The 26,107-nt window shown below is 67.0% G+C and carries 27 protein-coding genes and 1 other annotated feature; of the genes, 15 read left to right on the forward strand and 12 right to left on the reverse strand.

The window, feature by feature from the left end:
• Window positions 1-191: 191 nt before the first annotated feature.
• Window positions 192-1,589 (forward strand): PE-PPE domain-containing protein, encoded by a 1,398-nt coding sequence (locus V4U86_RS05700; protein ID WP_395310316.1) that lies wholly within the window; start codon window positions 192-194, stop codon window positions 1,587-1,589.
• Window positions 1,461-1,514: a sequence feature (sul1 is cis-regulatory element that is thought to sense ions involved in sulfur or methionine metabolism; They are found in Alphaproteobacteria), on the reverse strand. (Overlaps the previous gene by 54 nt.)
• Here V4U86_RS05700 and V4U86_RS05705 read toward each other — a convergent pair.
• Genes V4U86_RS05705 through V4U86_RS05715 form a run of 3 tightly spaced genes read right to left on the reverse strand, consistent with a single transcriptional unit; the run spans window position 1,586 to window position 4,900 of the window.
• Complete coding sequence (locus tag V4U86_RS05705; protein ID WP_395310317.1) at window positions 1,586-2,470, reverse strand: formylglycine-generating enzyme family protein; 885 nt, start codon at window positions 2,468-2,470, stop codon at window positions 1,586-1,588. The two genes, V4U86_RS05700 and V4U86_RS05705, sit on opposite strands and share 4 nt — an antisense overlap.
• The gene (locus V4U86_RS05710; RefSeq protein ID WP_395310318.1) at window positions 2,457-3,350 is read right to left on the reverse strand and encodes an HAD family hydrolase; all 894 of its coding nucleotides are present in this window, start codon (window positions 3,348-3,350) and stop codon (window positions 2,457-2,459) included. Before V4U86_RS05710 ends, V4U86_RS05705 begins: the two co-directional genes overlap by 14 nt.
• Window positions 3,350-4,900: an arylsulfatase gene (locus V4U86_RS05715; protein ID WP_395310319.1), complete on the reverse strand. Its 1,551-nt coding sequence runs from the start codon at window positions 4,898-4,900 to the stop codon at window positions 3,350-3,352. Before V4U86_RS05715 ends, V4U86_RS05710 begins: the two co-directional genes overlap by 1 nt.
• Before the next feature lie 186 nt (window positions 4,901-5,086).
• Here V4U86_RS05715 and V4U86_RS05720 point away from each other — a divergent pair, with 186 nt between their 5' ends.
• The 3 genes from V4U86_RS05720 (at window position 5,087) to V4U86_RS05730 (ending at window position 9,963) form a co-directional block, all read left to right on the forward strand.
• The gene (locus V4U86_RS05720) at window positions 5,087-6,772 is read left to right on the forward strand and encodes a SulP family inorganic anion transporter (RefSeq protein ID WP_395310320.1); all 1,686 of its coding nucleotides are present in this window, start codon (window positions 5,087-5,089) and stop codon (window positions 6,770-6,772) included.
• A 143-nt stretch (window positions 6,773-6,915) separates the two neighbouring features.
• The gene (locus V4U86_RS05725; protein ID WP_395310321.1) at window positions 6,916-7,368 is read left to right on the forward strand and encodes a DUF5994 family protein; all 453 of its coding nucleotides are present in this window, start codon (window positions 6,916-6,918) and stop codon (window positions 7,366-7,368) included.
• 273 nt (window positions 7,369-7,641) lie between these two features.
• Window positions 7,642-9,963, forward strand: a complete 2,322-nt coding sequence (locus tag V4U86_RS05730) for an arylsulfatase (protein ID WP_395310322.1) — start codon at window positions 7,642-7,644, stop codon at window positions 9,961-9,963.
• On the opposite strand, the gene V4U86_RS05735 is transcribed toward V4U86_RS05730, so the two are convergent.
• The 5 genes from V4U86_RS05735 to V4U86_RS05755 all read right to left on the reverse strand — a co-directional run bounded on the left by V4U86_RS05735 (window position 9,960) and on the right by V4U86_RS05755 (window position 13,900).
• Window positions 9,960-10,682 carry an alpha/beta fold hydrolase gene (locus tag V4U86_RS05735; protein WP_395310323.1) on the reverse strand — a complete coding sequence of 241 codons (723 nt, stop codon included), beginning with the start codon at window positions 10,680-10,682 and terminating at the stop codon, window positions 9,960-9,962. The genes V4U86_RS05730 and V4U86_RS05735 overlap by 4 nt on opposite strands.
• Before the next feature lie 10 nt (window positions 10,683-10,692).
• A complete protein-coding gene (locus tag V4U86_RS05740; protein WP_395310324.1) occupies window positions 10,693-11,790 on the reverse strand; it encodes a 3-beta-hydroxysteroid dehydrogenase in 1,098 nt (365 codons plus the stop codon).
• Window positions 11,791-11,860: 70 nt separating this feature from the next.
• Window positions 11,861-12,073, reverse strand: coding sequence for an exodeoxyribonuclease VII small subunit (locus tag V4U86_RS05745; protein WP_395310325.1), 213 nt, complete (start codon window positions 12,071-12,073; stop codon window positions 11,861-11,863).
• Complete coding sequence (gene xseA / locus V4U86_RS05750; RefSeq protein WP_395310326.1) at window positions 12,060-13,307, reverse strand: exodeoxyribonuclease VII large subunit; 1,248 nt, start codon at window positions 13,305-13,307, stop codon at window positions 12,060-12,062. The genes V4U86_RS05745 and xseA overlap by 14 nt, the downstream gene beginning before the upstream one ends.
• Window positions 13,304-13,900 (reverse strand): lipid droplet-associated protein, encoded by a 597-nt coding sequence (locus V4U86_RS05755; protein WP_395310327.1) that lies wholly within the window; start codon window positions 13,898-13,900, stop codon window positions 13,304-13,306. The genes xseA and V4U86_RS05755 overlap by 4 nt, the downstream gene beginning before the upstream one ends.
• Before the next feature lie 52 nt (window positions 13,901-13,952).
• On the opposite strand from V4U86_RS05755, the gene V4U86_RS05760 reads away from it, so the two are divergent.
• Together V4U86_RS05760 and V4U86_RS05765 are read left to right on the forward strand one after the other, a co-directional pair.
• Window positions 13,953-14,954, forward strand: a complete 1,002-nt coding sequence (locus V4U86_RS05760; RefSeq protein WP_395310328.1) for a 4-hydroxy-3-methylbut-2-enyl diphosphate reductase — start codon at window positions 13,953-13,955, stop codon at window positions 14,952-14,954.
• Between the two features lie 18 nt (window positions 14,955-14,972).
• A complete protein-coding gene (locus V4U86_RS05765; protein ID WP_395310329.1) occupies window positions 14,973-16,733 on the forward strand; it encodes a penicillin-binding transpeptidase domain-containing protein in 1,761 nt (586 codons plus the stop codon).
• Window positions 16,734-16,742: 9 nt separating this feature from the next.
• Here V4U86_RS05765 and V4U86_RS05770 read toward each other — a convergent pair whose 3' ends face one another.
• Window positions 16,743-17,882, reverse strand: a complete 1,140-nt coding sequence (locus tag V4U86_RS05770; RefSeq protein ID WP_395310330.1) for a DUF6542 domain-containing protein — start codon at window positions 17,880-17,882, stop codon at window positions 16,743-16,745.
• Window positions 17,883-17,998: 116 nt separating this feature from the next.
• Between V4U86_RS05770 and ychF the strand changes: the two genes are divergently transcribed.
• The 6 genes from ychF to V4U86_RS05800 all read left to right on the forward strand — a co-directional run bounded on the left by ychF (window position 17,999) and on the right by V4U86_RS05800 (window position 22,674).
• Window positions 17,999-19,072 carry a redox-regulated ATPase YchF gene (gene ychF, locus V4U86_RS05775; protein ID WP_395310331.1) on the forward strand — a complete coding sequence of 358 codons (1,074 nt, stop codon included), beginning with the start codon at window positions 17,999-18,001 and terminating at the stop codon, window positions 19,070-19,072.
• An 86-nt stretch (window positions 19,073-19,158) separates the two neighbouring features.
• Window positions 19,159-19,587: a hypothetical protein gene (locus tag V4U86_RS05780; protein WP_395310332.1), complete on the forward strand. Its 429-nt coding sequence runs from the start codon at window positions 19,159-19,161 to the stop codon at window positions 19,585-19,587.
• A gap of 138 nt (window positions 19,588-19,725) precedes the next feature.
• On the forward strand, window positions 19,726-20,181 hold the full coding sequence (locus V4U86_RS05785; protein WP_395310333.1) for a DUF2834 domain-containing protein: 456 nt from the start codon (window positions 19,726-19,728) through the stop codon (window positions 20,179-20,181).
• An 84-nt stretch (window positions 20,182-20,265) separates the two neighbouring features.
• The gene (locus V4U86_RS05790) at window positions 20,266-20,679 is read left to right on the forward strand and encodes a nuclear transport factor 2 family protein (RefSeq protein ID WP_395310334.1); all 414 of its coding nucleotides are present in this window, start codon (window positions 20,266-20,268) and stop codon (window positions 20,677-20,679) included.
• Between the two features lie 394 nt (window positions 20,680-21,073).
• Window positions 21,074-21,940 (forward strand): AraC family transcriptional regulator, encoded by an 867-nt coding sequence (locus V4U86_RS05795; protein WP_395310335.1) that lies wholly within the window; start codon window positions 21,074-21,076, stop codon window positions 21,938-21,940.
• 89 nt (window positions 21,941-22,029) lie between these two features.
• On the forward strand, window positions 22,030-22,674 hold the full coding sequence (locus tag V4U86_RS05800; protein WP_395310336.1) for an AAA family ATPase: 645 nt from the start codon (window positions 22,030-22,032) through the stop codon (window positions 22,672-22,674).
• On the opposite strand, the gene arr is transcribed toward V4U86_RS05800, so the two are convergent.
• The 3 genes from arr to V4U86_RS05815 are packed head-to-tail and all read right to left on the reverse strand — an operon-like array spanning window position 22,558 to window position 24,020.
• A complete protein-coding gene (gene arr / locus V4U86_RS05805) occupies window positions 22,558-22,968 on the reverse strand; it encodes an NAD(+)--rifampin ADP-ribosyltransferase (RefSeq protein ID WP_395310337.1) in 411 nt (136 codons plus the stop codon). The genes V4U86_RS05800 and arr overlap by 117 nt on opposite strands.
• A gap of 39 nt (window positions 22,969-23,007) precedes the next feature.
• The gene (locus V4U86_RS05810; RefSeq protein ID WP_395310338.1) at window positions 23,008-23,391 is read right to left on the reverse strand and encodes a VOC family protein; all 384 of its coding nucleotides are present in this window, start codon (window positions 23,389-23,391) and stop codon (window positions 23,008-23,010) included.
• 2 nt (window positions 23,392-23,393) lie between these two features.
• Window positions 23,394-24,020 carry a LysE family translocator gene (locus V4U86_RS05815; protein ID WP_395310339.1) on the reverse strand — a complete coding sequence of 209 codons (627 nt, stop codon included), beginning with the start codon at window positions 24,018-24,020 and terminating at the stop codon, window positions 23,394-23,396.
• A 120-nt stretch (window positions 24,021-24,140) separates the two neighbouring features.
• Between V4U86_RS05815 and V4U86_RS05820 the strand changes: the two genes are divergently transcribed.
• Genes V4U86_RS05820 through V4U86_RS05830 form a run of 3 tightly spaced genes read left to right on the forward strand, consistent with a single transcriptional unit; the run spans window position 24,141 to window position 26,091 of the window.
• Entirely contained in the window at window positions 24,141-24,941 is an 801-nt protein-coding gene (locus tag V4U86_RS05820; RefSeq protein ID WP_395310340.1) for a tryptophan-rich sensory protein, read from the forward strand.
• A gap of 54 nt (window positions 24,942-24,995) precedes the next feature.
• Complete coding sequence (locus V4U86_RS05825) at window positions 24,996-25,559, forward strand: dihydrofolate reductase family protein (protein ID WP_395310341.1); 564 nt, start codon at window positions 24,996-24,998, stop codon at window positions 25,557-25,559.
• 7 nt (window positions 25,560-25,566) lie between these two features.
• Complete coding sequence (locus V4U86_RS05830) at window positions 25,567-26,091, forward strand: putative immunity protein (protein WP_395310342.1); 525 nt, start codon at window positions 25,567-25,569, stop codon at window positions 26,089-26,091.
• Window positions 26,092-26,107: the final 16 nt, after the last annotated feature.

Raw genomic sequence — 26,107 nt, forward strand, 5'->3', positions numbered from 1 at the left:
GGCGCGCTCCGGACACAACCCATAATTGACGAAACTTACAATTTCACCTCGCGTGACGTTTGCTGATGCTGTAGGTTGACGTCAACGTCATTTATCAATACGCACGTCAAACCCCTCGGTGTTGACGTTTTCGAGCGCGCGCCAAGGGGTGTCAATTGTTGCGAAAAAAACTATTCCGGGGTGGTTTCGGGATGTCGCGGCCCCGATGGCGCGCGCTGGCCGCAGTTCTGAGCGCCGCGGTGCTCGTGATCGCGGCACCCAACGCATACGCCGGTGAGACCCGGATCGGCATCAACGGTGCGCGGCCCAGCGAGCTGCCCGGCATCGCCGGGGTCCTCGGCGGCGTCGGGTTCACGAAAGACGGATGGCTCGGGTACGCCAACCGGGTCGGAGCCAACTGGTTGCCGGGTATGACGCCCATCCCCCTGGACTACCCGGCACAGCTCGGCCCGCTGTGGGGGATCGGCGCGCTGAGCGGTGACAAGTCGCTGGCCGCCGGGCAGCAGGCGCTGCACGCCACGATCCTGGCCGAACTGGCCAAGGGCAACACCGTCTCGGTGGTCGGTCTCAGCCTGGGCACCATGGTGATCGACCGGGAACTCCTCTATCTGCACAGCCTTCCGGAGTCGGAGGCGCTGCCCACCGACCGGATCACCTTCTACGTCTTCGGTGGCGAGACCCGCGGCTTCGGCGAAACCTATGCGCCCAACGTGCGAATCCCGCTGCTGGGCATCACCTTCAAACCGGTTCCGGAGACCCGGTACAACACGGTGGTCGTCTATGGGCAGTGGGACGGCTGGGCGGCTCCGCCGGACCGTCCGTGGAATGTGCTCGCCGTGGTCAACGCCGTGATGGGCGCGGTGTACACGGTCAACGGCACCAACGATCATTCCTCGGCGGGCAAGAAGAGCATCGAGGACGCGGTGCTGGTGTCGGATCGCACCAACTCGCTCGGCGGCCGGACGTTGACGTACATGATCCCGGAGTCCAACCTGCCCATCACCCGTCCGCTGCGCCAGCTCGGCGTTCCCGGCTGGATCGTGGACAAGCTCAACACCCTGCTGATGCCGCTGATCGCGGCGGGTTACTCGAGCATGACACCGCAGCTGGGCTTGCACGTGTCGAAGGGCCGGCTGGTGTGGAAGGCGCCCGCGAAGGCGCCCGCCCCGGCCCCAGCGCCCGCGTTCGCCGCGGCCGACCATGACGCTGCGGCGCCGATGTCCGGGGATGGCCCCGCGACGGACGCCGAATCGGAAGGCGCCGCAGAGTCATTCGATCCGGAGCCGCAGCCGGCCGAGGACTTGGCCGCCGAGGTGGCCGAACCCGTGCAACCGGAGGCCGGCCTCGAAGCCGAGGCCGAACTCGTCGAGGCGGACGACGTCGATCTCACCGGGGCCGATGAGGACGAGCCGTCCCGGGAGGAGCAGCTGCAGCAACTCGCAGCGCCGGAGCCCCTTGCGGGTGACCCGGCGGATAACCGGCCGGACGAGCCCGCCGACCCTTCCGGCTCCGTGGATACCGAAGACTCCGGGAGCGGACCCGAGCCGGCCGACGCCGAGGCCCCCGTGGACGCGCCGGCGGCGGCCTAGCCACTCACGCAGCGGAACCCGATGTGGCTCATGCCCGTATCGATCATCTGCGGGCGACGGGCGGCGGGCCGGTAGCGCAGGCAGTAACTGTCCGCGCACAGAAAGGAGCCGCCCTTGATGACCTTGCGCGGGATGGCGAACTGCGGCTGGTCGGGGTCGAAGCTGTCGGCGGCGCAGCATGTTCCGGTCGCGCGGTCCGGCCCGTACCAGTCCGACGTCCACTCCCAGACGTTGCCGGCCATATCGCACAGGCCATACCCGTTGGGCGCGAAGCTGCCCACCGGCGCGGTGCTGCCATACCCGGTGTCGGGGAGATAGGGGAACTCGCCGTGCCAGTAGTTCGCGAGGTGTTCACCGGGTTGCTCGGGTGCGTCACCCCAGGTGTAGACCGCGCCGTCGAGCCCGCCGCGGGCCGCGACCTCCCACTGCGCCTCGCTGGGCAGCGATAGTCCGGCCCAGTCCGCGTAGGCCCGGGCGTCCTCGAAGGCGATGTGCACGACCGGGTGATCGTCCCGGTTGCGCAGCGATGATCGCGGCCCGCGCGGATGGTTCCAGCACGCCCCGGGCGTCCATACCCACCACTGGCTGAGATGCCGCAGATCCACCGGACCCGCGGTGCGCCGGAACACCATGGAGCCGGGAACGAGGTTCTGCTGCGGGGCACCCGGATAATGCGCCGGGTCCGGCGGGCGTTCCGCGACGGTCAGATACCCGGTCGCGTCGACGAACTCGCCGAACTGGGCGTTGGTCACCGTGTGCCGCTGGATCCAGAATCCGTCGACGGTGGCGGCTCGCGCCGGGCCCTCCTCGGGATAATGCGCATCCGAGCCCAGCGTGGTCGTCCGCGGTGGGATCCAGACCAGATCGTCAGTCGAAGACACGCGCCCAGTCCCGCTGCATGCCGGCGATGGTCCAGCCCTGCGAATCTGCCAGTGCCAGTGCGCGTTCGGCGCCCGCGGTGTAGGCGAACTCCCGCTCGGCATCGTCGTGGCGCACCAGCAGCGACAGTGACGGCAGTGGTCCCGCATCGACGAACTGCAGCATCTCGATATCGCCGTTGGAGTTCCCGGCCGCGAAGATGGGCCGCCTCCCGGTGCGGCCCCAGATGCGCACCGGTTTGACCGGACCGTCGTCGAGGAATTCCGGTGTCGCAGTGGTGCGCAGGTTCCCGTCGACGAAATCCAGTCCGACGGAACTGCCGATCACCCGCTCCGGTGGGATGCCGTACATGGCTTCGGTGACGGGGCGCATGAAGTCGCGGCCGCCGCCGGAGGCTATGTAGTTGGTGAACCCGTGGGCGGTCAGATACCCGAGCAGTTCCACCATCGGCGCATAACTGCAGGCGGTGTACGGTCTGCGCAGCGTGGGGTGGGTGGCCTCGGCGAAGAAGGCCCTCACCCGCGCGGCGTGCTCCTCGACGGACAGCCCGGCATACGCCGAGAGAATGGCTCCGGCAAGGACTTTCAGGTCCGAGTCATCACCGCGGTAGTGCTTGGTGACGGCGTCACCGAACCACGCCAGGTCGCCGGCGGCGGCGGCCCGGTAGGGCGGGTCGTCCTGTAACGACGGGTCGTGGGCAGCCTGCTGCGCCAACCGGCGCACCAGGAAGTCCAGCTGGATGTAGGCCGGCTTCTCACACCACAGGGTGCCGTCGTTGTCGAACACCGCGACCCGTTCGGCCGGGGGCACCTCCCGGGTGGCACGGTCCACGAAGTCGACGATCGCGGACTTCGCGGGTCCGTCCCGCCACCGATCGAGCATCAGTCCTTGGCCAGGAATTCGTGCAGCTTGTCCAGCGCCTGATCGATGGTGAAGCTGGCGGGTGGGTGCCGGGGCGGGAACTCCTTGAACGATTCCAGGAACTGGGTGACGATCACACTCGCGTAGAAGACGAGGAAGGCCCGTCGGATCATCCAGTCGTAATAGGTGTTCGACGTGATGTCGGCGCGCTCGAACGGGTCGGTGCGCAAGTTGAACAACTTGGGAACGCGCAGCGGCGTGAAGGGCTCGGCCCACACCTGCAACGTGCCCTGGCAACGCTGCTCCTGGAAAACGACCTTCCAGTTGTCATACCGCAGCCCCAGCACATCGCAGTCATCGGAGAAGTAGACGAACCCCTGGCGCGGGCTCTCCTCGGCCTCGCCGGTCAGGTACGGAAGGATGTTGTAACCGTCGATGAAGACCTTGAACTCGGTGTTCCCGTCCGCCCCGGCCCGGTGCCCCTTCTTCAGCTTGTCGCAGATATCGGGGTCCCCGGCAGCGGCAAGAAACGTCGGTAGCCAGTCATGGTGCTGCACAATCTCGTTCGAGACCGATCCGGCGGCAATCCGCCCGGGCCAGCGGATCAACTCCGGTACCCGGAACGCGCCCTCCCAGTTGGTGTTCTTCTCACTGCGGAACGGGGTGGTGGCACCGTCGGGCCAGGTATTGGCGTGCGGACCGTTGTCGGTGGAGTAGACGACGATGGTGTCCTCGGCGATGCCGAGTTCGTCGACGGCGTCCAGCAGCTGCCCGACGTTGCGGTCGTGGTCGATCATCGTGTCGTGGTAGGGCGACTGCCACCGCCCGGCCTGGCCGATGCTCTCCGGCTTCGTATGGGTGAACACGTGCATGTGCGTCATGTTCATCCAGACGAAGAACGGTGTGTCGGCGTCGACCTGGCGTCGCATGAAGTCGATGCAGGCCTCGGTGGTCTCGTCGTCGATGGTCTGCATCCGCTGTCTGGTCAGCGGACCGGTGTCCTCGATGCGCTGCTTGCCGACCGGGCCCCAGCGCGGGTCGTCGGGTTCGGTGGAGACCTCGTCGGTGGCCCAGCAGCGCAGCACACCCCGGGGGCGGGCGGCCTCGTACATCCGCGGGAACTGCTCCTTCGGCGGGTAGTCCGGGTTCTCCGGCTCCTCCTCTGCGTTGAGGTGATAGAGATTGCCGAAGAACTCGTCGAAGCCGTGCACCGTGGGCAGGTACTTGTTGAGATCGCCGAAGTGGTTCTTGCCGAACTGGCCGGTGGCGTAGCCGAGTGGTTTGAGCAACTCGGCGATGGTGGGATCCTCGGCGGCCCAACCGATATCGGCGCCGGGCACGCCGACTTTGCTCATTCCGGTGCGGTACACGCTCTGCCCACTGATGAACGCGGCCCGTCCGGCGGTGCAGCTTTGCTCACCGTAGGAGTCGGTGAACCGCATCCCCTCGGCGGCGATCCGGTCGATATTCGGCGTCCGGTAGCCCATCAAACCGTCGCTGTAGCAACTCAGATTCGTGATACCGATGTCGTCACCCCAGATGACCAGGATATTGGGCTTTCCGTTCGGCATGGCATGCTCCGTCATCGCAGAAGAGGCGTACCCGGTTCACGGTAAAGGGCAGGGGCCGCGGGCGCTACAGGTTCGGCTGATAATTCGCGCCCGGTGTTCTGCGCATTCACCCAGTAGCGCTCGGCCGGCACGGTCGGTCTTGTCGAAGCACGACACCGCGGTTCTCGGCCTGGCATCGTTGGTACCGTGAAAACCAGGCCGGCATTGGGCAAACCCCGATTCCGGGATGTCGTCGGCGGCCTGGTGACGGGGTTGTTCTCGATACCCGAGGGAATGGCGTACGCGAGTATCGGTGGATTCAATCCTGTGGCCGGTCTGTATTCCGGGATCGTGTCGACCATCGTGGGATCCGTTCTCGCCCGCACCGTGTTGATGGTGACCACCCTGACGAGCGCCTTGGCGCTGTCGTCGCGCAGCGTGCTGACCGATGCCGGCCTCGATCCCGGCGATCCGGCCGACGTCGCGGCCCTGGTGGTTGTCGTCGGGATGGTGATGCTGATTTTCGGGCTGCTGAATTTCGGGTCGATCATGAATTTCGTCTCCAACGCGGTGATGACCGGTTTCACCACCGGTATCGCGCTGCAGATCATCGCCGGGGTGATCGGCGATGCGACCGGCTACACACCGGACAGCCACAACACCGTCGGCAAGTTCGTGAACGCCTTCGGGCATATCGGCGAGTGGGACCCTGCGCCGTGCTCGGTGGCGGCTGCCACCGTCGGTGTGTGGGCGGTCTTCAAACTCATCCGACCGCTCGAGGCCTTCGCGACGCTCATCGCTCTGCTGGTCGTGACCGTGGTCGTCACCGTGGCGGCTACCGACGTGGAAGTCGTCGGCGATATCGCCTCCATCCCGAATGCTCTGCCGCCGTTCGTCGTTCCGCACTTCGGGGCCATACCCGATCTGCTGGTGGGTGGTTTGGCCGTCGCGCTCGTCGGACTCGCGCAGGCCGCGGGGATCTCGGCGGCGGTCCCCAATCCGGATCGAAGCCGGCCGAGCACATCCGGGGATTTCGTGTCCCAGGGCGCGGCGAATATCGCGGGAGGATTCTTCGGAGCCCTGCCGACAGGCGGGTCGCTGTCGCGTACGGGTGTGTCGGTGTCGGCCGGTGCGCAGACGCGGTGGGCCGGTGTCTTCGCCGGAATCTGGCTGGCCGTGCTGGTTTTGGTCGCCGGTTCGGCCGCGGAGCTGATCCCGATGCCGGTCATCGGCGGCCTCATCCTGGTCATCGGAGCCGAATTGATCACCGGGCGGTGGGCGGACATCCGGCTGGTGACGCGCACGGCACCGTTGTCGGCGCTCGCCATGGTGGTGACGTTCGTGGCCACCACCCAACTCCCGCTGCACACCGCTGTCCTCATCGGCTCGATCACCTCACTGGTCCTGTATTGCGTCAAAGCGTCGCAAACCGCACAACTGCAGGCCATGACTCGGGCGTCCGACGGAGGGTGGCGGCTTGTCCCGGTCCCGACCGCGGTGGCAAGTGACCAGGTGACGGTGTTGAACTACGCCGGCGTCGGACTGTTCGCGGAGGTGCCGCGAATCGACGAGGAATGGCCGCAGGTCGGCGGTTCCCGCAATGCAGTCGTGGTCCTGGGACTGAGGACGCTGCCCGATGTGCCGTCGACCCGGGTGATCGGTGCGGTACGCCGATGGGCCGATGACCTGGATGCCAACGGCGGCCGGCTCATCATCGCCGGGGTCAGCCCGGACACGGCGAAGGTTCTGCAGAGAGGGGGCCTGCTGGATTCTTTGGGTGCCGACGGACTGATACCTGCGACCGACACGGTGTTCGGTTCCGTGGCGGCCGCCGTGCGTATCGGCGAGGAGTGGATCAGTAGCCGACGGGACAGCCCTTCCGCGGAGGGATGATCGTGGCGGTACCGGCGAAAATGGGAAGGCCGCCGTCGGTCCCCGGCCGTCGAGGGCTACTCTCGAATCATCGTGGGTTCCTCGCGTGTCCGATTCTTCGGCCGCCGTCCGCGATTGCTCTGATAGCGACGGGAGCATCGCCCATGGCGGATGCCGCAACCGACTGTCCATCAGCCACCCGGCTCGCCCTGTGCGACCACTCCGACCAACGTGGCACCGTCGACGGAGCCTGGTGGCCCCCCGACTACCTCCTGCGCACCGCTCTGGTGGATCTGGTCTCGGTGATGGGCCTGCCATTGGGTTCGGTGCGCCGCGTGCTGTACGACCCCAGCCTGTTCCCGTTGGCGCCATCGCGCATCATCCGGGGAAACACCGCCATCTCGGTCGACCAGTACTCCCTGGTATCGCGCGACACCATCTACCTCATGGGAACGCACGCGCGCAACGCGCTGCTGTACGTGGTCCCACCGGACACCGCCGCCGACCGGGCCGGTGACCTGCTCGAAAAGGTCGCCGACGCGGCGCGGCCGGTCAGCGTGCGCATGTTACGAGCGATGGCGGCGGGACGGTTGAGTCCGGTGCGAGAGATGGGTTGAGTTTGGTTCTTCCCCGCGCATGCAGTAGCATTTCGGTCAAGCTTCCCCGGTTCTGTAGACGCCGCGCGGGAAGCCAGAGGCCGGGGCGCTACAGCGCCGCCGGCCTTGACCACTTCTCGGGACTGTTCGTGCGGCCTTCTCGTAGCATTCGTGTTCTCTCTATATTTTTCGAAAGCGTTGACGCCGTTGCGTTTTGGGGAAGGTTCTGTGCGCTCTACGAACCTGTGCAAGGATTGGACCACCGGCATGATCACCCGCTGACGAGGGGTTTCCATGAACCAGGATTTCCACGGCAAGATCGAGCTCGACGTCCGTGACTCGAAGCCGGACTGGTCGCCATACACGCTCAGACAGGCCCCCGACGGCGCGCCGAACATCCTGGTGGTGCTCTACGACGACACCGGAATGGCCTCCTGGTCACCGTTCGGTGGGCGCATCGAGATGCCCGTCATGCAGCGCCTGGCCGACAACGGATTGATCTATTCGCAGTGGCATACCACGGCGCTGTGTTCGCCCACCCGGTCCTGTTTCCTCACCGGACGCAACCACCACGTGAATCGGTTCGCATCGATCACCGAGGCCTCCAACGGTTTTCCGGGCGCGGCGGCCCGCCTGCCCGCCGAATGCGCAACCGTCGGGCAGGTGCTGCAGGAAAACGGCTACAGCACGTTCTGGGTAGGGAAGAACCACAATGTGCCCGAGGAGGACGTGGCCAGCGGCGGTAGCAGATCCGAATGGCCACTGCAGAAGGGCTTCGACCGGTTCTACGGCTTCATCGGTGGCGAGACGAACAACTGGTACCCCGACCTCGTTGAGGACAACCGGTTCATCGATCAGCCGTACGGACCCGAGGACGGCTACCACCTGTCGAAGGACCTCGCCGACCAGGCCCTCCGGATGCTGCGTGACCAGCAAGCCACCAACCCCTCCAAGCCCTGGTACATGTGGTTCTGCCCGGGCGCCAACCATGCGCCACACCACAGTCCGGTCGACTACGCCGAAAAGTACCGGGGGAAGTTCGACGACGGCTATGAGGCCTACCGCGAGTGGGTGCTGGAACGCATGATCGCAAAAGGCATCCTTCCCGAAGGCACCCAATTGACGCCGATCAACCCGTTGCCCGAAGATGTTGCCGCCGAAGCCGACTCGGTGCGACCGTGGGCGTCACTCAGCGATGACGAGAAGCGGTTGTTTGCGCGGATGGCGGAGGTGTTCGCGGGCTTCTCCGAGTACACCGACGCTCAGGTCGGCAGGGTGATCGACCATCTCGAGCAGACCGGGCAACTGGACAACACCTTGATCTTCTATTGCGCGGACAACGGGGCATCCGGTGAGGGCTCGCGCAACGGTTCGGTCAACGAGAACAAGTTCTTCAACGGTTACCCCGACGAACTATCGGAGAACCTGCAGTACCTCGACGCGCTGGGCAGCCCGGACACCTACAACCACTATCCGACGGGGTGGGCCGTCGCGTTCTCCACGCCGTTCCAGATGTTCAAACGGTACTCGCAGTACTCGGGCGGGACGTGCGATCCCATGGTGATCCACTGGCCGGCCGGTATCAAATCCAAAGGTGAAGTGCGCCAGCAGTATCACCACGCCACCGATGTCGTCGCGACGATCCTCGATGCGGCCGGGGTGCAGATGCCGTCCACCTACCGCGGGGTGCCGCAGCATCCGCTCGACGGGGTGTCGATGCGGTACAGCTTCGATGACGCCGACGCCCCGACGGCCAAGAAACGGCAGTACTACGCGATGCTGGGGACCAGGGGCATCTGGGAGGGCGGCTGGAAGGCCGCTGCCGTCCACGCGCCGTTGAGCAGTACCGGGCATTTCGACCAGGACCGCTGGGAGCTCTACCACGTCGACGAGGATCGATCGGAATCGAAGGATCTCGCCGCGGAGGAACCCGACAAACTGAACGCGCTGATCGCAACCTGGTTCGAGGAGGCGGACCGGAACTTCGTCCTCCCGCTGGATGACCGCTCCGCCACGGATCTTCTCACCATCGAACGGCCGCAGTCCGAACCTGCGCGCAGCCGCTATGTCTACTATCCCGGGACGGCGCCGGTGCCGGAGGGCGTCGCGGTGAACGTGCGGGGTCGGTCGTACAAGATCATCGCCCTTGTCGACCTGGGTGCGGACCCCGCCGGGGTCATCTTCGCGCACGGTTCGCGTTTCGGCGGTCACGCACTGTTCGTCAAAGACCGCAGGCTGCACTATGTCTACAACTTCCTCGGCATCAAACCGGAGCAGGAGTTCGTGTCCGAGGAACTCGCGCCCGGCCGGCACGCGCTGGGTATGGAGTTCGTCCGGGAGAGTGCCGGTGAGCACGGCGAGTCGCTGGGCACCACCAGCCTCTACGTCGATGACAAGGTGGTCGCCAAGAGCCCGATGCGCGCCCAGATCGGGAAGTTCACGCTATCCGGTGACGGTCTGTGCGTCGGCTACGACAGTGGCGACAACGTCTCGGCGCAGTACCAGAACCCCGGAACTTTCACCGGGGGAACGATTCTCGGGGTGACCGTCGATGTCGGCGACGATACCTATCTGGATCTTGAGCGGGAGGCTGCCGGCGCGTTCGCGCGTGACTAACGTGCCGCGTCTGCGACGTCGGCCAATTCGCGGACCAGTTGCGGGTAGCGCGCCCGGTCGGGCCGGAAGATGTCGTGAGGGGAGTCGGTGAACTCGTGCAGCGCAGCGTCCGGGAACAGCTGCCGGTAACGGTTCCACGCTGCGTCGTCGACCACCGGTGCGTTGGGGCTGCGGACCGCCAACAGCGGTGGCTGCAAGTGCGCCAACGGTTCCCAGAGCGACCGTGTCCGGGCCGACTGCACGGTGGCCAGTGCCGCCGCGCGGTCGACCCGTTCACCGACCGGGGTGCCGCGCCATCTGCCGGCGAGCAAACCGAGCATCACGTCCTCGGTGAGCTTGATCTCTGCGGGGGTGTAGTCGCCAATCGAGATCGAGCGCACCCGATCCGGGTGCGCGAGAGCCCATGTCAGCGCGTAGGTGGTCCCGCGGGAGAAGGTCATCACGTGTACCGGGCCTGCGGTGACGGCGTCGACCACCGCGCCGACATCACCGGCGATCGCCGCGGAGTCGAACGGACCGCTGGGGGCCGTGCTGCCGCCGTGTCCACGGAGTTCGACGATGACTGTCCGCCGGCCGAGCACCGCCGGCATCTCGGTGTAATCATCGGCCACACAGGTGAATCCGGGCACGAAAACGATCGGCGCGCCCGCGTCGTCGCCGCCGGAGTCCAGATAGCGGATGGTGGCGTCACCGTTGGCGATGGTCCGGAACATCGACATGGGGCTGCGTTCAGCTCCGGGACGCGACGGTCACCGCCTCGGCGTCCTGCGACTCCATCGACCGGAAGAGTTCGGTGTAGTAGGGCAGGCACTCGTCCAGGGCTTGCTCGGTGGTGAACAGCGGCTGGTATCCGAGGTCGCGCCGAGCCTTGTCGATGGAGAAGTAGTTGTTCAGGTAAAGCCGTTCCACCGCAAGCGGTTCGACCAGAGGTTCACGGATGCCGTACTTGAAGTGCAGCCACTGCCAGCCCATCATCGCCTTGTGCACCAGCTTTCCGGACACCCGGAACCGCGGTAGCGTCCGCCCGCAGGCCGCGACGACCGGGCGGGCGAATTCGAACATGTTGAGCGGCTCGCCGTCGTTGATGAAGTACGCCTGGCCGGGGGCCGTACCGCCGGGCACGAGATGCTCGGCGGCCAGGATGAAGCCGTGGATCAGGTTGTGCACGTAGGAGTTGTCCAGCTTGATGTTCTTGTTGCCGACCAGCACCTTGACGTGCCCGGCAAGCACATTTTCGAACACCTTGCGGAACATCGTCTGATCGCCGCGTCCCCAGATGCCGCTGGGCCGGATGGAGCAGGTGAGCATGCCCGCCACACCGTTCTGATCGAGCACGAACTGTTCGGCGACCACCTTGGTCTCGGTGTACAGATCGTTGAACCGATTGGTGTAGGGCAGGTTTTCGTCACCGTTGCGGATGTCCTGGCCGCCCATCACGACACTGTTGGACGCGGTGTAGACGAACCGCCGCACCCCGGCGGCCTGCCCGGCGTGCACCAGGTTCTTGGTGCCCTCGACGTTCACGTCGAAGCTGCGCTTGCGGTACTCCGCGGTGACCGAGGCGCCACCCATCAGGTCGATGATCGCCGCGGTGTGGATGATGGTGTCCACCCCCTCGACCGCCCCCGCCACATCGGCTGCGTCGGTGATGTCGCCGACGACGGTCTGCAGCTCGGGATGGGAGGGCAGCGGCGAGGGCACCCGGTCGAAGGAACGGACGGCCAGGCCGCGTTCCAGCAGAGTGGTCACCAGGTTGGCGCCGACGAAGCCGGAACCGCCGGTCACCAGGACGCGGCCCAGATCGGTGCGCAGTGTTGGGTCAGCCATCTGACGAGAGTAACTGAAACGTGTTCCAGTTTTGAAGGCCTCGTGGCAAAAGCTCGATGTAGCCGCGCTGTCAGCTTTCTTCGGCCTCGCCCGCGGCGAGCGTGTCGGCCACCTTCTGGCGAGCGCCGGCCAGGTGCTGTTCGCACCGTTTGGCCAGTTCTTCCCCCCTTTCCCAGAGCTTGAGCGAGGCGTCGAGGTCCAGCCCGCCGTGCTCGAGCTGCTGCACCACCTCGATCAGTTCATCGCGCGCCTCTTCGTACCCCATTTGACTAATGGGCTTCATCTGGACCCTCGCTGACTGTTGTGATGGCACCGTCGGAGACCCGCACCCGCAACCGGGTTCCCGCCGGGGCGTCCTCGACCGACCGCAGGATCGGGCGGTCTTCGCCCGTCTGCTGGGGCCGGACCACCTGGACCACCGCGTATCCGCGGGCCAGGGTGGCCGCCGGGCCGAGCGTGGCGAGCCGGGCGGACAGATGTTCGAGCCGGTCGCTCTCGGCGGCGATGAGCCGGCTGATGTCCCGGCGGGCGGTCCGCCGGGCCCGGTGTACTTCCTCGGCGCGGGCTTCCAGCGCCTGCAACGGCCGAGCCAAGACCGGCCGGGACCGCAACTGATCCACGATGTGCTGCTCGCGACGGACCCAGTTGCGCAGGGCCTGCGCGCTGCGCCGCCGCAGATCGTCGACCCCGGCCTGTTCGGCAGCGGCATCGGGCACCACCCGCTTGGCCGCATCGGTCGGGGTGGCCGCCCGCAGATCGGCCACCAGATCGCAGATCGGGTTGTCCGGTTCGTGACCGATCGCGCTGATCACCGGTGTGCGGCAGGCGGCGACGGCCCGGCACAGCGTCTCGTCGGAGAACGGCAGCAGGTCCTCCACGCTGCCGCCGCCGCGGGCCATGATGATGACGTCGACCCCGTCGTCGGCGTCCAGCGCCGCCAGCGCCTCGACGATCTGGGCGACCGCATTGGGGCCCTGCACGGCGGTGTTGCGGACCGCGAAGCTCGCCGCGGGCCACCGGCCTGACACGATCGACATGACGTCGTGCTCGGCCGCCGACGCGCGTCCGGTGATGAGCCCGATCCTGTTGGGCAGGAACGGGATCGGGCGTTTGAGTCGCCGGTCGAACAACCCCTCGGCCTCGAGCAGCCGGCGTAACCGTTCGATGCGGGCCAGCAGCTCCCCGATGCCCACCGCGCGAATATCGCTGACCCGCAGCGAGAAACTGCCACGCCCGGTGTAGAACTGCGGCTTGCCGTGGACGATCACCTGCACGCCCTCGGTGAGTTTCACCGGCGCGTTGAGCACCAGGTCACGCGGACAGGTCAGCGACAGTGACATGTCCGCGGCCGGGTCGCGCAGCACCAGGAAGGCGGTCGAGGATCCGGGGCGCACATTGAGCTGGGCGATCTGGCCCTCCACCCAGACGGTGCCGAGCCGGTCGATCCACTTGGCCACCCGGGTGGCCACCGCCCGCACCGGCCACGGGTTCTCCGGGGACTGGCCGGGCTCGGTCACTTCGCCGACGCGCGGGTGATCCTGTTGGAGAGCAGGGTCTGGAACGGCGCGCGGGCCTTGTTGGCCTCCTCGTAGGCCAGCAGGGCCTCCAGGTCGGCGATCTTCAGCGAGGTCAGCCGGGCCCGCAGCTGCGCCAGCGTCAGCGACTCGTAGCCGAGGTCCTCGACGATGGCCGGGGCCGAGCCGTTGCTCGCCGCGGTGTCCGTCGACGCCACGCTCTCCGGCTGCGCCTCGCCCTCGCTGAACAGCGCGAAACGGCCCTCGGTGAGACGCGTCACCGTGGCGGTCCCGCCGTCGTCGCCGGCCGGATCGTCATCGTCGGAGAGATTGGCGAACGGATCGGCCGGTAGGTCCTCGTCGAAGGTGGCCCACTCCGGCTGCTCATCCTTGGGCGGGAAGAGCTCCTCCAGGGTCTCGTCGCCCCGATTGACCAGGTCGGCGACGTCCTGCTGCACTTTCATCACCAGATGGGCCAGCTGGCTGGCCACCGTCATCGGGTAGGTCAGGATGGTCTGGGGCAGCTTGCGCGTCTCGTCCAGTGCGGTTACCGCAGCACCCACCAACAGTCGGACTCCGTACGGTGCAGTTGACATGTGTGCAGCCTACGGCTGGCCCGGTCGCGGCGCGGGTAAGTACCCTTGATGCATGCCACCAACCGTCAACATGGGAATCCCGGGCGCGACGAGCTCGGTGGCGTCGCCCGTTGCCGGCAAGCGCGTCCTGCTCGCCGAACCGCGCGGCTACTGCGCCGGGGTGGACCGGGCCGTCGAGACCGTCGAACGCGCCCTGGAAAAGCACGGCGCACCGATCTACGTGCGGCACGAGATCGTGCACAACCGCTACGTCGTCGACACGCTGGCCAAGGCCGGTGCGGTGTTCGTCGAACAGACCGACGAGGTGCCCGAGGGCGCCATCGTGGTGTTCTCCGCGCACGGTGTGGCGCCCTGGGTGCACGAAGAGGCGGCCGAACGCAATCTGCAGACCATCGACGCCACCTGCCCGCTGGTCACCAAGGTGCACAACGAGGCCAAGCGGTTCGCCCGCGACGACTACGACATCCTGCTCGTCGGCCACGAGGGTCACGAGGAAGTCGTCGGGACCGCCGGTGAGGCTCCAGACCACGTCCAGGTCGTCGACAACCCGGACGCCGTCGACAAGGTCACGGTGCGCGATCCCAACAAGGTCATCTGGCTGTCGCAGACCACGCTGAGCGTCGACGAGACCATGGAGACCGTGCGCCGGCTCCGGGAGAAGTTCCCGACGCTGCAGGACCCGCCGAGCGACGACATCTGCTACGCCACCCAGAACCGGCAGGTCGCGGTGAAGGCGATGGCTCCCGAATGCGAACTCGTCATCGTGGTGGGTTCGAAGAACTCGTCGAACTCGGTGCGGCTGGTCGAGGTGGCGCTGAACGCCGGCTCGCAGCACGCCTACCTGGTGGACTACGCCGACGGCATCGACCCGGCCTGGTTGTCCGGGGTCACCACCGTCGGCGTCACCTCCGGCGCCTCGGTGCCCGAGATCCTGGTGCGCGGTGTGCTGGACCGACTCGCCGAATATGGCTACGGCACCGTGCAACCGGTGACCACCGCCAACGAGACCCTGGTGTTCACGCTGCCGCGCGAGATCCGTCCGCCGCGTAGCTGACGGGTACGTTCGAGCCCTGTGGGCTCTCTACGCGGATTCTCGGCTGTCCTCCTCACTCTCGTCCTGGTGCTTGCCGGGTGCAGCGACACCGAAGACCGGCTGAACACCGCGTTGCAGGGGTTCGTGGACGCCCTCAATCGCGGTGACGCGGCCGCCGCGGCGGCGCTGACCGGCGAACCGGACGCGGCCACCGGCACGCTCGACGAGCTGTACGCCAGCCTGGGCAAGGACGTCCGGTTCGAGGTGTCCGAGGTGCGGCGCGAAGAGGACGCGGCGACGTTCACGCTGGCGGCGGCGTGGAAGTTCGGGCCCGAGAAGCAGACCGAGTGGGCGTACACGACCGAGGGTGCGGCCGCCGCCGACGGCGAGGACTGGCGGGTCGGGTGGAATCCGGCCACCGTCGCCCCCGGCCTGGACGCGGGCCCACTGTCCTACAGCACCCTCGCCCCCGCACCGGCCGCCCGGGTGCTCGATCGCACCGGCGCGGACCTGCTCACCCAGCACATCGTCACCCTGGTCGACATCGCTCCCGGCGTCGATGTGAATACCGTTGCCGCCCTGGTCAATCCGGTCGCGCCGACGATCACCGCCGAGTCGCTGGCCGCCGAGCTCGCCGCCGGCCGGCCCGTCACGGCCGTCACCCTGCGCGAGGAGGACCTGGCTCCGATCCGCGAGCAACTCGCGGTGCTGCCGAACGTCACCCTGCGCCCGCAGACCCGGCTGCTGGCCACCGACCGGGCGCTGACCTCCCCGGTGCTGTCCGGGCTCACCGAGCTGTGGCAGCAGCGCACCGACGCCGCCGTCGGGTGGGCGGTGACCGCCGACACCGCCTCCGGCCCGAAACGGGTGGGCGGGCGGGACGCGGAGCCGGTCGGCGACATTTCCAGCACCCTGGACACCGGCATGCAACGGGCCGCCGAAGCGGCGCTCGCGCCGTTGGCAACCCGCGCCGCGCTGGTGGCGATCGAGCCGTCCACCGGCAACCTGGTGGCCGTCGCGCAGAACGCGCCGGCCGACGCCCAGGGCCCGATCGCCCTGACCGGCCTCTACCCGCCGGGCTCGACGTTCAAGACCGTCACGGTGTCCGCGGCGCTGCAGGCCGGCCAGGTCACCCCCGACAGCATCGTCGGGTGTCCGGGCACCGAGAACATCGAAGGCCGCCAGATCCCCAACGACGACAACTTCGAACTCGGCGACGTCCCGCTGCACACGGCGTTCGCGCGGTCCTGCAACACCACCATGGGCCGGCTCGCGGTCAACCTGCCGCCCGACGGGCTGACCCGGGCGGCGGCGCAACTCGGGCTCGGCATCGACTACGTCGCGCCGGGCATGACGACCGTCACCGGCTCGGTGCCGGTCGCCGACACCCCGGCAGCGCGGGTGGAGGCGGGCATCGGGCAGGGCAAGGTCACCGCCTCGCCGTTCGGGATGGCGCTGGTGGCTGCGACGCTGGCGCACGGGTCGGTGCCCGCCCCGACCATCGTGCAGGGGGCGCCGGGCGTCGCCGACCGCAGCCCGGAACCGCTACCCGGCGGGGTGGACGAACAGGTGCGGACCATGATGCGCGAGACCATCACCGACGGCACCGCCCGCCAGCTGCAGGACATCGACGGCGTGCTGGGCAAGACCGGCACCGCCGAATACATCAACGACACCCACGCGCACGGTTGGTTCGTCGGGATCCGCGGCGACCTCGCGGTGGCGGTGTTCGTCAGCGACGCCGGGACCTCCGGGCCCGCGGTGGACGCGGCCGGGGGATTCCTGCGCGCGGTGGCGTGAGGCGCCCGGTCAGTTCTCGCTGTCCCAGAAGTCCGCGTCGCGCCGGTGGCTGTTGCGGGGCTCATCCCCGGAACTGCGGTAGCGCACCCGGGACACCGGGTGGTGGCTGGGGTCTGGCGCCGGGCGCCGGGGCCGCTCCGCGTACGGATCGGCGTAGCGGTCGTCGGGGCGGGGGGAGTGGCCCGGCTCGAAGCGGGACTCTTCGAAGCGGGACTCGTAGCCGTCCGGGCGCGGCCGGCGGCGGGGTCGCTCGTAGGAGTCCGGTGCCTCGAACTGGGCGCCGTAGGCGCTGTCGTAGCCGCGGCGCCGGGGTTCCCGCGGGTCGCGCTGATCCCGGGAATCGCGGCGGCGGGAATGCCGGGTCGGGTCGGCGGGGGACTCCGGGTGGCGACGGGGACGGCCCGAGCGCTCGCGCGCGGCGGCGCGCTCACGGCGATCGGCCGCCGCGGCCGACGCGGCGATATCGGATTCCGGCGGGCGGTTGTGCCGGGCACGCGACGGCGTGCCGGTGCGCGGGGACCGGCGCGGCCGGTCAGCCGGCTCGGCGGTGTCGCGGCGCGGTCGGCGCGCGGCGCGCGGCCGTTCGGACTCCTCGGCGGGGTCATCGGTGCGGGCGAAACGGCGGGCCGCCCGGCGCGGGGAGGCGGTCGGTGCTGCGCCTTCGTCGGTGGACTCCGGTACGCCGCGCAGCAGATACCAGCGCGCCGCGCCGAGCAGCAGCACCACGGCCGAGGTGAAGAACATCAACGGGAACCGCTCGATCAGCGGATACCCGCAGTTGATCAAGATGTCCTTGAGCCCGTCGATCTGAGAACTGTGGAACAGGAAGTACGCGGTAGGTACGGCCACAAACAGAATCAGGGGCGGCTGGATCATCGCGGTGAACAACCCGGGCCGCTGCACCAGCACGACCGCCAGCAGGCAGCCGAGCACGTAGAAGGTGGAGAAGACCGCGCCCAGTTCACCGTTACCGGCGCCCGCGTCGTAGGCGAAGCCCACCGCCGTCAACGTCACCGCGAGCAGGGTGGCGCCCCACCAGGGGATCTTCACCGGCAGCCGGTCCGGCAGACCGGCGAACAGGGTCTGCGCATCGGTGAGCACGGATCGGCGGGCGCCCGACTCTGGAGTCGGCGCGGAACGGCGGGTCACCGACTCCGTCGGCTCCGCGGACTGACCTGGCACACGTTGACCGTACCGGCTGTTCCTGGGGACGTGTTGCCAGCACGCGCGGAGGACCCCGTCACAACCTCTAGACTCTGGAGTCCGTGAGCTTGAACCTGGGAATCGTCGGTCTGCCGAACGTCGGGAAGTCGACGCTATTCAACGCGCTGACGCGCAATGACGTGTTGGCCGCCAACTATCCGTTCGCGACGATCGAACCGAACGAGGGCGTGGTCGCGCTGCCCGATCCGCGGCTGGACAAGCTCGCCGAGATCTTCGGCTCGGAGAAGACGGTGCCGGCGCCGGTGACGTTCGTCGACATCGCGGGCATCGTCAAGGGCGCCTCCGAGGGGGCCGGGCTGGGCAACAAGTTCCTGGCCAACATCCGCGAATGTGACGCCATCTGTCAGGTGGTGCGGGCCTTCGCCGATGACGACGTGGTGCATGTGGACGGCCGGGTGGACCCGCGCTCGGATATCGAGGTCATCGAAACCGAGCTGATCCTGGCCGATATGCAGACCCTGGAGAAGGCCATCCCGCGGCTGGAGAAAGAGGCGCGCAACAACAAGGACCGCAAGCCGCTGCTGGAGGCGGCCGTCGCCGCGCAGGCCGTGCTGGACTCGGGCAAGACCCTGTTTTCCGCGGGTGCGGACGCCACGGTGCTGCGGGAGCTGAACCTGATGACCACCAAGCCGTTCCTGTACGTGTTCAACGCCGACGAGTCGGTGCTCACCGACGAGGCCCGCAAGGCCGAGCTGCGGGAGTTGGTGGCGCCGGCGGATGCGGTGTTCCTGGACGCCAAGATCGAGTCCGAGCTGATCGAACTCGACGACGAGTCGGCGACCGAGCTCCTGGAGTCCATCGGTCAGACCGAACCCGGTCTGGATGCGTTGGCACGGGCCGGTTTTCACACCCTCAACCTGCAGACCTATCTGACCGCCGGACCGAAAGAGTCCCGCGCGTGGACGATTCACCGCGGCGACACCGCGCCCAAGGCGGCCGGTGTCATCCACACCGACTTCGAGAAGGGCTTCATCAAGGCCGAGGTGGTGTCCTTCGACGACCTGGTGGAGGCCGGGTCAATGGCCGCGGCCAAGGCGGCCGGCAAGGTCCGGATGGAGGGCAAGGACTACGTGATGGCCGACGGGGACGTCGTGGAGTTCCGCTTCAACGTCTAGATCGCAGTCCAAGAAATAGGCCCTTCCGGCTGGACAGGTGTCCAGCTATCGTGACCATCACCTCGATGGAACGGAGACGGGCTGAGATGAGCAAGGTACCGAGCCGGAAGGCTCGCTTGGCGCACGCGTCTAAGCACGCTGATCTGTGGAACGCGGGCAAGAAGGACGAGTGGGTGGAATCGTGGCGCACCCTCTGTCCTGGTGAGGTTCGGATGTTCGACCCGGTCGGCACCGAGGAGAAGCACGGTTTCGCCGCTGCCACATCTGATGCCTTCGACATGTTTCAGCCAATTCTGCAGATCAAGATGATCACCGTTCAGGTCAACGGCAACGAGATGGCATGGGTGTGCGAGAACCACTTCGGCACCGAGCCGAACGTCGGCGTTGCCCACAGCATCGAGACCTTTGCCTGGGATGACGACGGAAACCTACTCATCAAGACCTATTACCCGATGCCGGAATCTGTTGGTGGCGAGGCTGACCCGTACGCCCACCTATTGGAGGGGCAAAACTAGTCAACGTGGATGGTGACGTGGTGGAGTTCCGATTTCAAGCAATGTCTGGCGGTAAAGCCGCTGCCAAGTAGGTGGTGGTGACCCACGGGTTGGCTAGTTTGTGATACTCGAATGCGCAAATCCGCCTAGCGTTGTCGCATGACTTCAGCTGATGGCGCCGAGACACCGTTGCGCGGATTCGCCTCGCGGACCGTGCGGTGTGCGTTCTACGCAGTCATCTCGGTCGTGGGACTCCTCGCTACGTGGGTGCCGAATCTCAGCTATACGCTCGCTGGGTTCATGGACAACTTCATGAACGATCTGAAAATCACGCCGGCGAGCCGGTCGTACACAGGCGACCTAGTGGCACTGGCGCTTGCCGCTGTGGTCTTGATGGTTTTCGAAGCGCGAAAGCATGGCGTGAAGTTCGTCTGGCTGTACATCTTTGGTGGATTCATCGTTGCCATCAGCTTCACGTTTCCCCTGTTCCTCATTGCCCGGGAGATGAGGATGGATCCCGTTGACAGCGAACGTGTCCGCACAGTCGACGTGGCCTTGCTCATGCTCGTCGCCCTACTTGTCGCTGGCCAGATTGTCTGGGTCAGCATGGCGTGATGGGTAGCAGCAACGTGGTGGAGATCCGCTTCAACGTGTGACCAAACCCGCTTTCGGGGCAGCATTTCGGAATACGCTCCTGTGATGATCTACCGCTGGATGGTGCGTAAGCAGGCGGCCGCGGGGTGGCGGCGTTTGTCGGAGCAACGTTTTGACGAGACGCCGCTTGCCGACGACATGCACTTCGTATTCCTCGGAGACCATCCGCTATCGGCTGACATTCGCGGTGCCGACGCGGTTCGCGAATGGCTGCGCGATCAGTTGCTTCGGCGGCTGCCGAACCTCCGCTTCGTGGTAGACGAAACGCTCGTCGAAGGTGGACCGTGGTCGACCCGCGTGGCAACGCGCTACCACACCGAGCAAAACGGACGCTTGGTCTATAGAGGTGTTTACTTCGGGCGGGTGGTCTGGGGGAAGGTCGTCGAAGAGATCATTCTCCCCGACACGAAGGCCCTCCTGGTCGCTCTCGAAAACGCAGATGCGTCCGAGACTGATTGAGCGGGGACGTCCCATCATCGTCGTCACCGGCATCCAGGCAGCGGGAAAGTCGACGGTCGCCCAGGCGCTCGCGGAGAGTCTGTCGAACAGCGTTCACATCCGCGGCGACGTTTCCGGCGCATGATCGTCAACGGCCGGGCCGATATGGGCGCCGTAAACCCCGAACAGCGCGCTTTGGAGCAGCTAACGCTGCGGTACCACCCCTCGGATCTGAGCGTTCCGGAGACCGTCGACGACATCCACCGTCATCTCGAGTCCCGAGCCCGAATCGCGTCGCGACCCGTGACCTCCTGGCTCTTAGGCTCCCGACGCCACGCAGTCCGATCGAATCGGACCGCAGATGTCGGGCGCGCGGTCCGTTCGCTGCCGAGAGTGGATCATGAAGGGAGCGACCATGATCGACATTCTTAATCGGCTCGTCGACGAGATCGAGAGAAACCTCGGCAGTGAGTTCGACCTCGACGAGCTCGCCGCCGGGATGGGGACGACCGGATATCACGCCCGCCGGATGTTCTCATCGCTGGCGGGGATGCCGGTGTCCGAGTACGTGCGTCGGCGCCGCATGACCGTGGCTGCGTCCGACGTGATCGGTGACGAGGATCTGCTGACCATCGCCGTGCGGTACGGGTATGGATCGACCGAGGCGTTCGGCCGTGCATTCCGCGCCGTGCACGGGGTGAGTCACGGTGAGGTACGTCGTAACGGCGGCCCCCTTCGCAGTCAACAGCAACTCAGGTTCCGCCTGACCGTCGAAGGGACTACCCCCATGGATGCCCGAATCCTTGACCGTCGAGCTTTTCGTCTGATCGGCCACGCTGCCCGCGTGCCGCTGATCCACCATGGCATCAACCCGCATATCCAGGCGCACATCTCGGCGCTGCCGGCCGCCGAGCACGACAGGCTCAAAGAGCTGGGTGACACGGATCCGGCGGGCCTGTTGCAGGTGAGCGCGGATGTCGACCCTGACTACGCAGAGGGCACTGACCTGACCTACCTGCACGGTGTGGCCGTCGACGCCGACACCGCGGTGCCCGACGACCTCGATGTCATCGAGGTGCCGGCCGGCGCCTGGGCGGTGTTCCGCACCTCCGGCGAGCATCCCGCCGCTCTGCAGGCGGCCTGGGCCGCGACGGCAACCGAGTGGTTTCCGTCCAACCCCTGGCGGCTGCGACCCGGTCCGTCGATCGTCGCGGTCCTCGATCGCTCACCCGATTTCAGCACCGCGACCTGCGAGCTGTGGTTGCCGATCGAACGCAACTAGCAGCGTTCGCGAGGGTGGATCGCCGGGCATGACTTCCGCAAAGATATGACCGAGCCCTCGACCAGGTGCGTGTCGCTAGTGTTCAGTTCATGATCGTCTGGCTGAACGGCACCCACGGCGTCGGCAAGACAACGACGAGTGCACTCGTACAGCAACTGATTCCGAGCTCGCGGGTGTTTGACGCCGAGATGGTCGGCGAGATGCTGATGCGTATCGAGCCAGGGCTGCCGGAGACGGACAATTTCCAGCACTGGCCGCCTTGGCGGCCACTGGTGGTCGAGACCGCCCGCAGACTTCTCGAGTACACCGGTGGCACCCTGGTGGTTCCGATGACGGTACTGGTCGAGCCGTATTGGCGCGAGATCAGAACGAGCCTGGAGCAGTACGGAATACCGCTGCGGCACTTCGTACTTCATGCTGATCAGGACACCCTTCGTTCGCGTATCGAGGACGACCGCGTCATGGGCTACTCGACGTTTCGTATCGACCATCTGGATGCTTACGCGGCTGCGGCCCGCACGTGGCTGCACGACGAGGCCGAAGTTGTGGACACCACAAACCTCGCCCCGGAGGAGGTCGCCCGGCAGATAGCGGGTGCGGTAGCCGGGGTCGATTCCTCAGTTGATGATCTCGCCGCGCTCATCCGCTCGCAGCACGGCCAGTCGGTGCCGCCACTCCCGAAGCACCTCGGGGGACGGCCGTGTCCAGTCATCGACTTCGGCGATGACCCGTAGCGGTTCCCGGCTGCGGTAGGAACGGGTCGGATTGCCGGGGAACTTCTTGTCGGTGACGTTCGGATCGTTCTCGAAGTCACCGGTCGGCTCGATGAGATATACCCGCGGCGGACCGTTGCCGGCGGCGAGTTCGGCGGCCAACCCCGCGCCGTCGCGCAGGGCCGTGAAATAGATGTGGTTCATCAGGATCTCGGGCCGATAGTTGGACGGAAAGCCCGCGGTGAGCAGCTCTCCGGCCCTCAGTTCGGCTTTGGTTCCGTGGAAGAACGGACCTTCGTCCCGGCCCTTACCCATGACGTCAGGCTACGTGCCTGCCGGCGGACCGAGGGCGCGTCAGCAGGTCCGCCCGGGCCCGTCGAAGTACTGCACCAGACAGAACTCGTGGCCCTCGGGGTCGAACATGTTCAGCACGACGCCCTCGTCGTAGTCATGTCGTGTGCCCGAGAAGTGCCCGCCGAGTTCCTCGACGTGACGGCGGCCGGTGTCGATGTCGTCGACCTCGACATCGAGATGGATGCGCACCTTCCCGGCCTTGGACTCGGGGACTCGCTGGAAGGTGAGTCTGGGCACCGACCCGGAGCGTGAGCCGACCGTCGCCCACTTCGGGTCCTCGCCATGCTCACCCGACACCGGCACGCCGAGCAGCGCCGACCAGAAAGCCGCCAGCCGAACGGGATCGACACAATCGATGGTCACGCCCGACCAGCGGGTGGCCATCGTTACCGCTCCGTGGCGATCCGCACGCCGAACCCGATCAATGTCAGCCCGGCCGCCCCGTCGATCCGACGGCGGATGCGCGGGGTGCGCATCGCGGCCAGGATCTTTCCGGAGGCCGCGACCAGCGCGGCACAATAGACCGCCGTCAGCGCCACGTAGAGCGCGCCGAAGCCCAGCGTCGTCGTGGTCACCGAGTAGCCCTCGGGCACGAATCCGGGCAGGAAGCTGATGAAGAGAACGCCGACCTTGGGGTTCAGCAGATCGGTCAGGAACCCGGCCGTGAAACCGGTCGAGTTCAACAGCCGCGACGACCTCGGCGTCTCCGCGAACTCGGTGGGCGCCTCGCGTCGCAGCGACCGGATCGTCTGCACGCCCATCCAGACCAGGTAGCTCGCCCCGAGGATCCGTAGGACGTCGTAACCGACTTCGCTGGCCTGCAGCATCGCCGACACGCCCAGCACCGCCGCGAGCACCCAGACCATCAGCCCGCACAGCACTCCCAGGCCGGTGCGGATCCCCTCGGCGCGGCCGCCGCGCACGATGCTGCGCACCACGACAAGGGTGTCCGGCCCGGGCAGCACGACGATCATCACCGCCGCCGCGGTGAACGCCAAGAGGGAGGCCAGCACGCGATCATCGTAGGGGATCGGGTCACCGCGCCCAGGTATGAACTCCGGCGATCGGGGGTATCAAAGCTCGGCCCTGCGACCGGAGCAGAGGCCTGCCGCGAGGAACGGATGGACTCTGCAATGACGAACACGGCGGTACGGCCGATCAGCCTGCTGGTGGCGGCAACGTACCTGGTGATGGTCGCGATCAACGGCCTGGCGAACGCGCTGCCGATCAACGGCATCCAAACCGGGGAAGTGTCCGACGCCTACCCCAACCTGTTCGCGCCGGCCGGCTACGCGTTCTCCATCTGGGGCGTGATCTACTTGCTGCTGCTCCTGCACGTGCTCTACCAGTTCGGTCTGTTCCGTACCGACCGCGGTGACACCGCCCTGCTGGACAAGGTGGGCCGGTTGTTTGCGATCTCCTCGCTCGCCAACGCGGCTTGGATCCTGGCCTGGCACTTCGACCTGATCGGCCTGTCGGTGTTGCTGATGCTGGTGATCCTGGGCAGCTTGGCGGTCATCGTGCAGACCATCAGGGCTGCGAGCCTGAGCACGCGGGAGAAGTGGTTGGTCGCGGTCCCGTTCAGCGTCTACTTCGGCTGGATCACCGTGGCGACCGTCGCCAACGTCACGGTGTTCCTGGTCAGCGTGGGCTGGGACGGATTCGGTCTGGCCGAATCCACCTGGGCCGTCATCATCGTGGCGGTGGCCGCCGCAATCGGGACCGCGGCGATGCTGCGCAACCGCGACCTCGCCTATGGGGCGGTGCTGCTATGGGCGTTCACCGCGATCCTCGTCAAACACCGGTCCGCCGAGGGCTTCGCCGGCGATTACCCGCAGGTCATCGTCACGGTTGCGGCGTGCCTGCTGGTCTTCGTGCTGGCGGCCGGAATCATCCTGGTCCGGGGGCGACGTAGGGTGGTCGCACCCGTCTGAGATCTTTCCGGCGCTGCGCCGGTGAGTTTCCCCGCCCGCAGAGGTCAGAGCCACATGGGAATTCTGAGTTACACCACGTCCGTGTCCATCGACGGTTACATCGCCGACGCCGCCGGCGACTTCCAGTGGGGCGCGCCGGATGCGGACGTGTTCGCTCTGCACCTCGCCCGGATGGCGGAGGTGTCTACGGAAGTGATGGGGCGTAAGACCTACGAGTTGATGCGGTTCTGGGAGACCTACCCTGACGGTGCGGAGGCGATCCCGGGGGAACGCGAGTTCGCGAGCCGCTGGAAGGACATCGACAAAGTCGTGGTGTCCTCGACGCTGACACCCGCCGAACTCGGACCGGAACCGGTCCGGCTGATCCCCGAACTCGGGCTCGACGAGTTGCGGCAGATCGTCGACTCGGTGCCGGACCACGTCGAGATCTTCGGGCCCACCACCGCCGCCGCGGCGATCAGGGCGGGCATGGTCGAGGATTTCCGGTTCTTCGTGGTTCCCAAGATGATCGGTGGCGGGCTGCGCGCCCTGCCCGACGACGTGCACCTGGACCTCCGGCTGGCCGAGCACCGAACCTTCGCCGACGGCACCACCTATCAGCGCTACCTGCGGCACTGAGGGGCAGATGCCGGGGGACTTCGAGCTCACCGCCGACGAACTACGGTGCGTCGCCGGCTATGTCACCGCCTTCGCCGCGGAGCTGCTGCCGGTTTTCGAACACGAGCGGCCCGACGATCCGCGGCCCCGTGCGGCCATCGGAGCTGCCGAGGCGTTCATCGCGGGCGCACCGCGATCCAAGCTTCAGCGGGTCACCTCGATGGAGGCGCACCGCGCGGCGAGCGACGCCCCCACCGAAGCCGCCCGCCTGGCCGCACAGGCCGCCGGCGACGCCGCCTCGGCTGCCTACCTGCACCCCATCGCCGATGGACACCAGGTCGGGCACATCCTGCGTGCGGCGGCCAACGCCGCACGGATCGCCGAACTCCGTGCCGGGGACGAACCCGGGACCGGTGACGCGATGATCGCCCGGGCCCGCGAACGGGCCACGCCCGAACTGGTCGGCATTTTGTCTCGGTACCCAAAGGCCCCGGCGGGCCGGAGCCGGGCTGCCCAGCTGATGTCCGCCCTGGATGCGGTGCTGCGCCGGTAGCCCGTAGGTATACCGT

The sequence above is a fragment of the Mycobacterium sp. AMU20-3851 genome, assembly GCF_043974665.1.
Taxonomy (GTDB): domain Bacteria; phylum Actinomycetota; class Actinomycetes; order Mycobacteriales; family Mycobacteriaceae; genus Mycobacterium.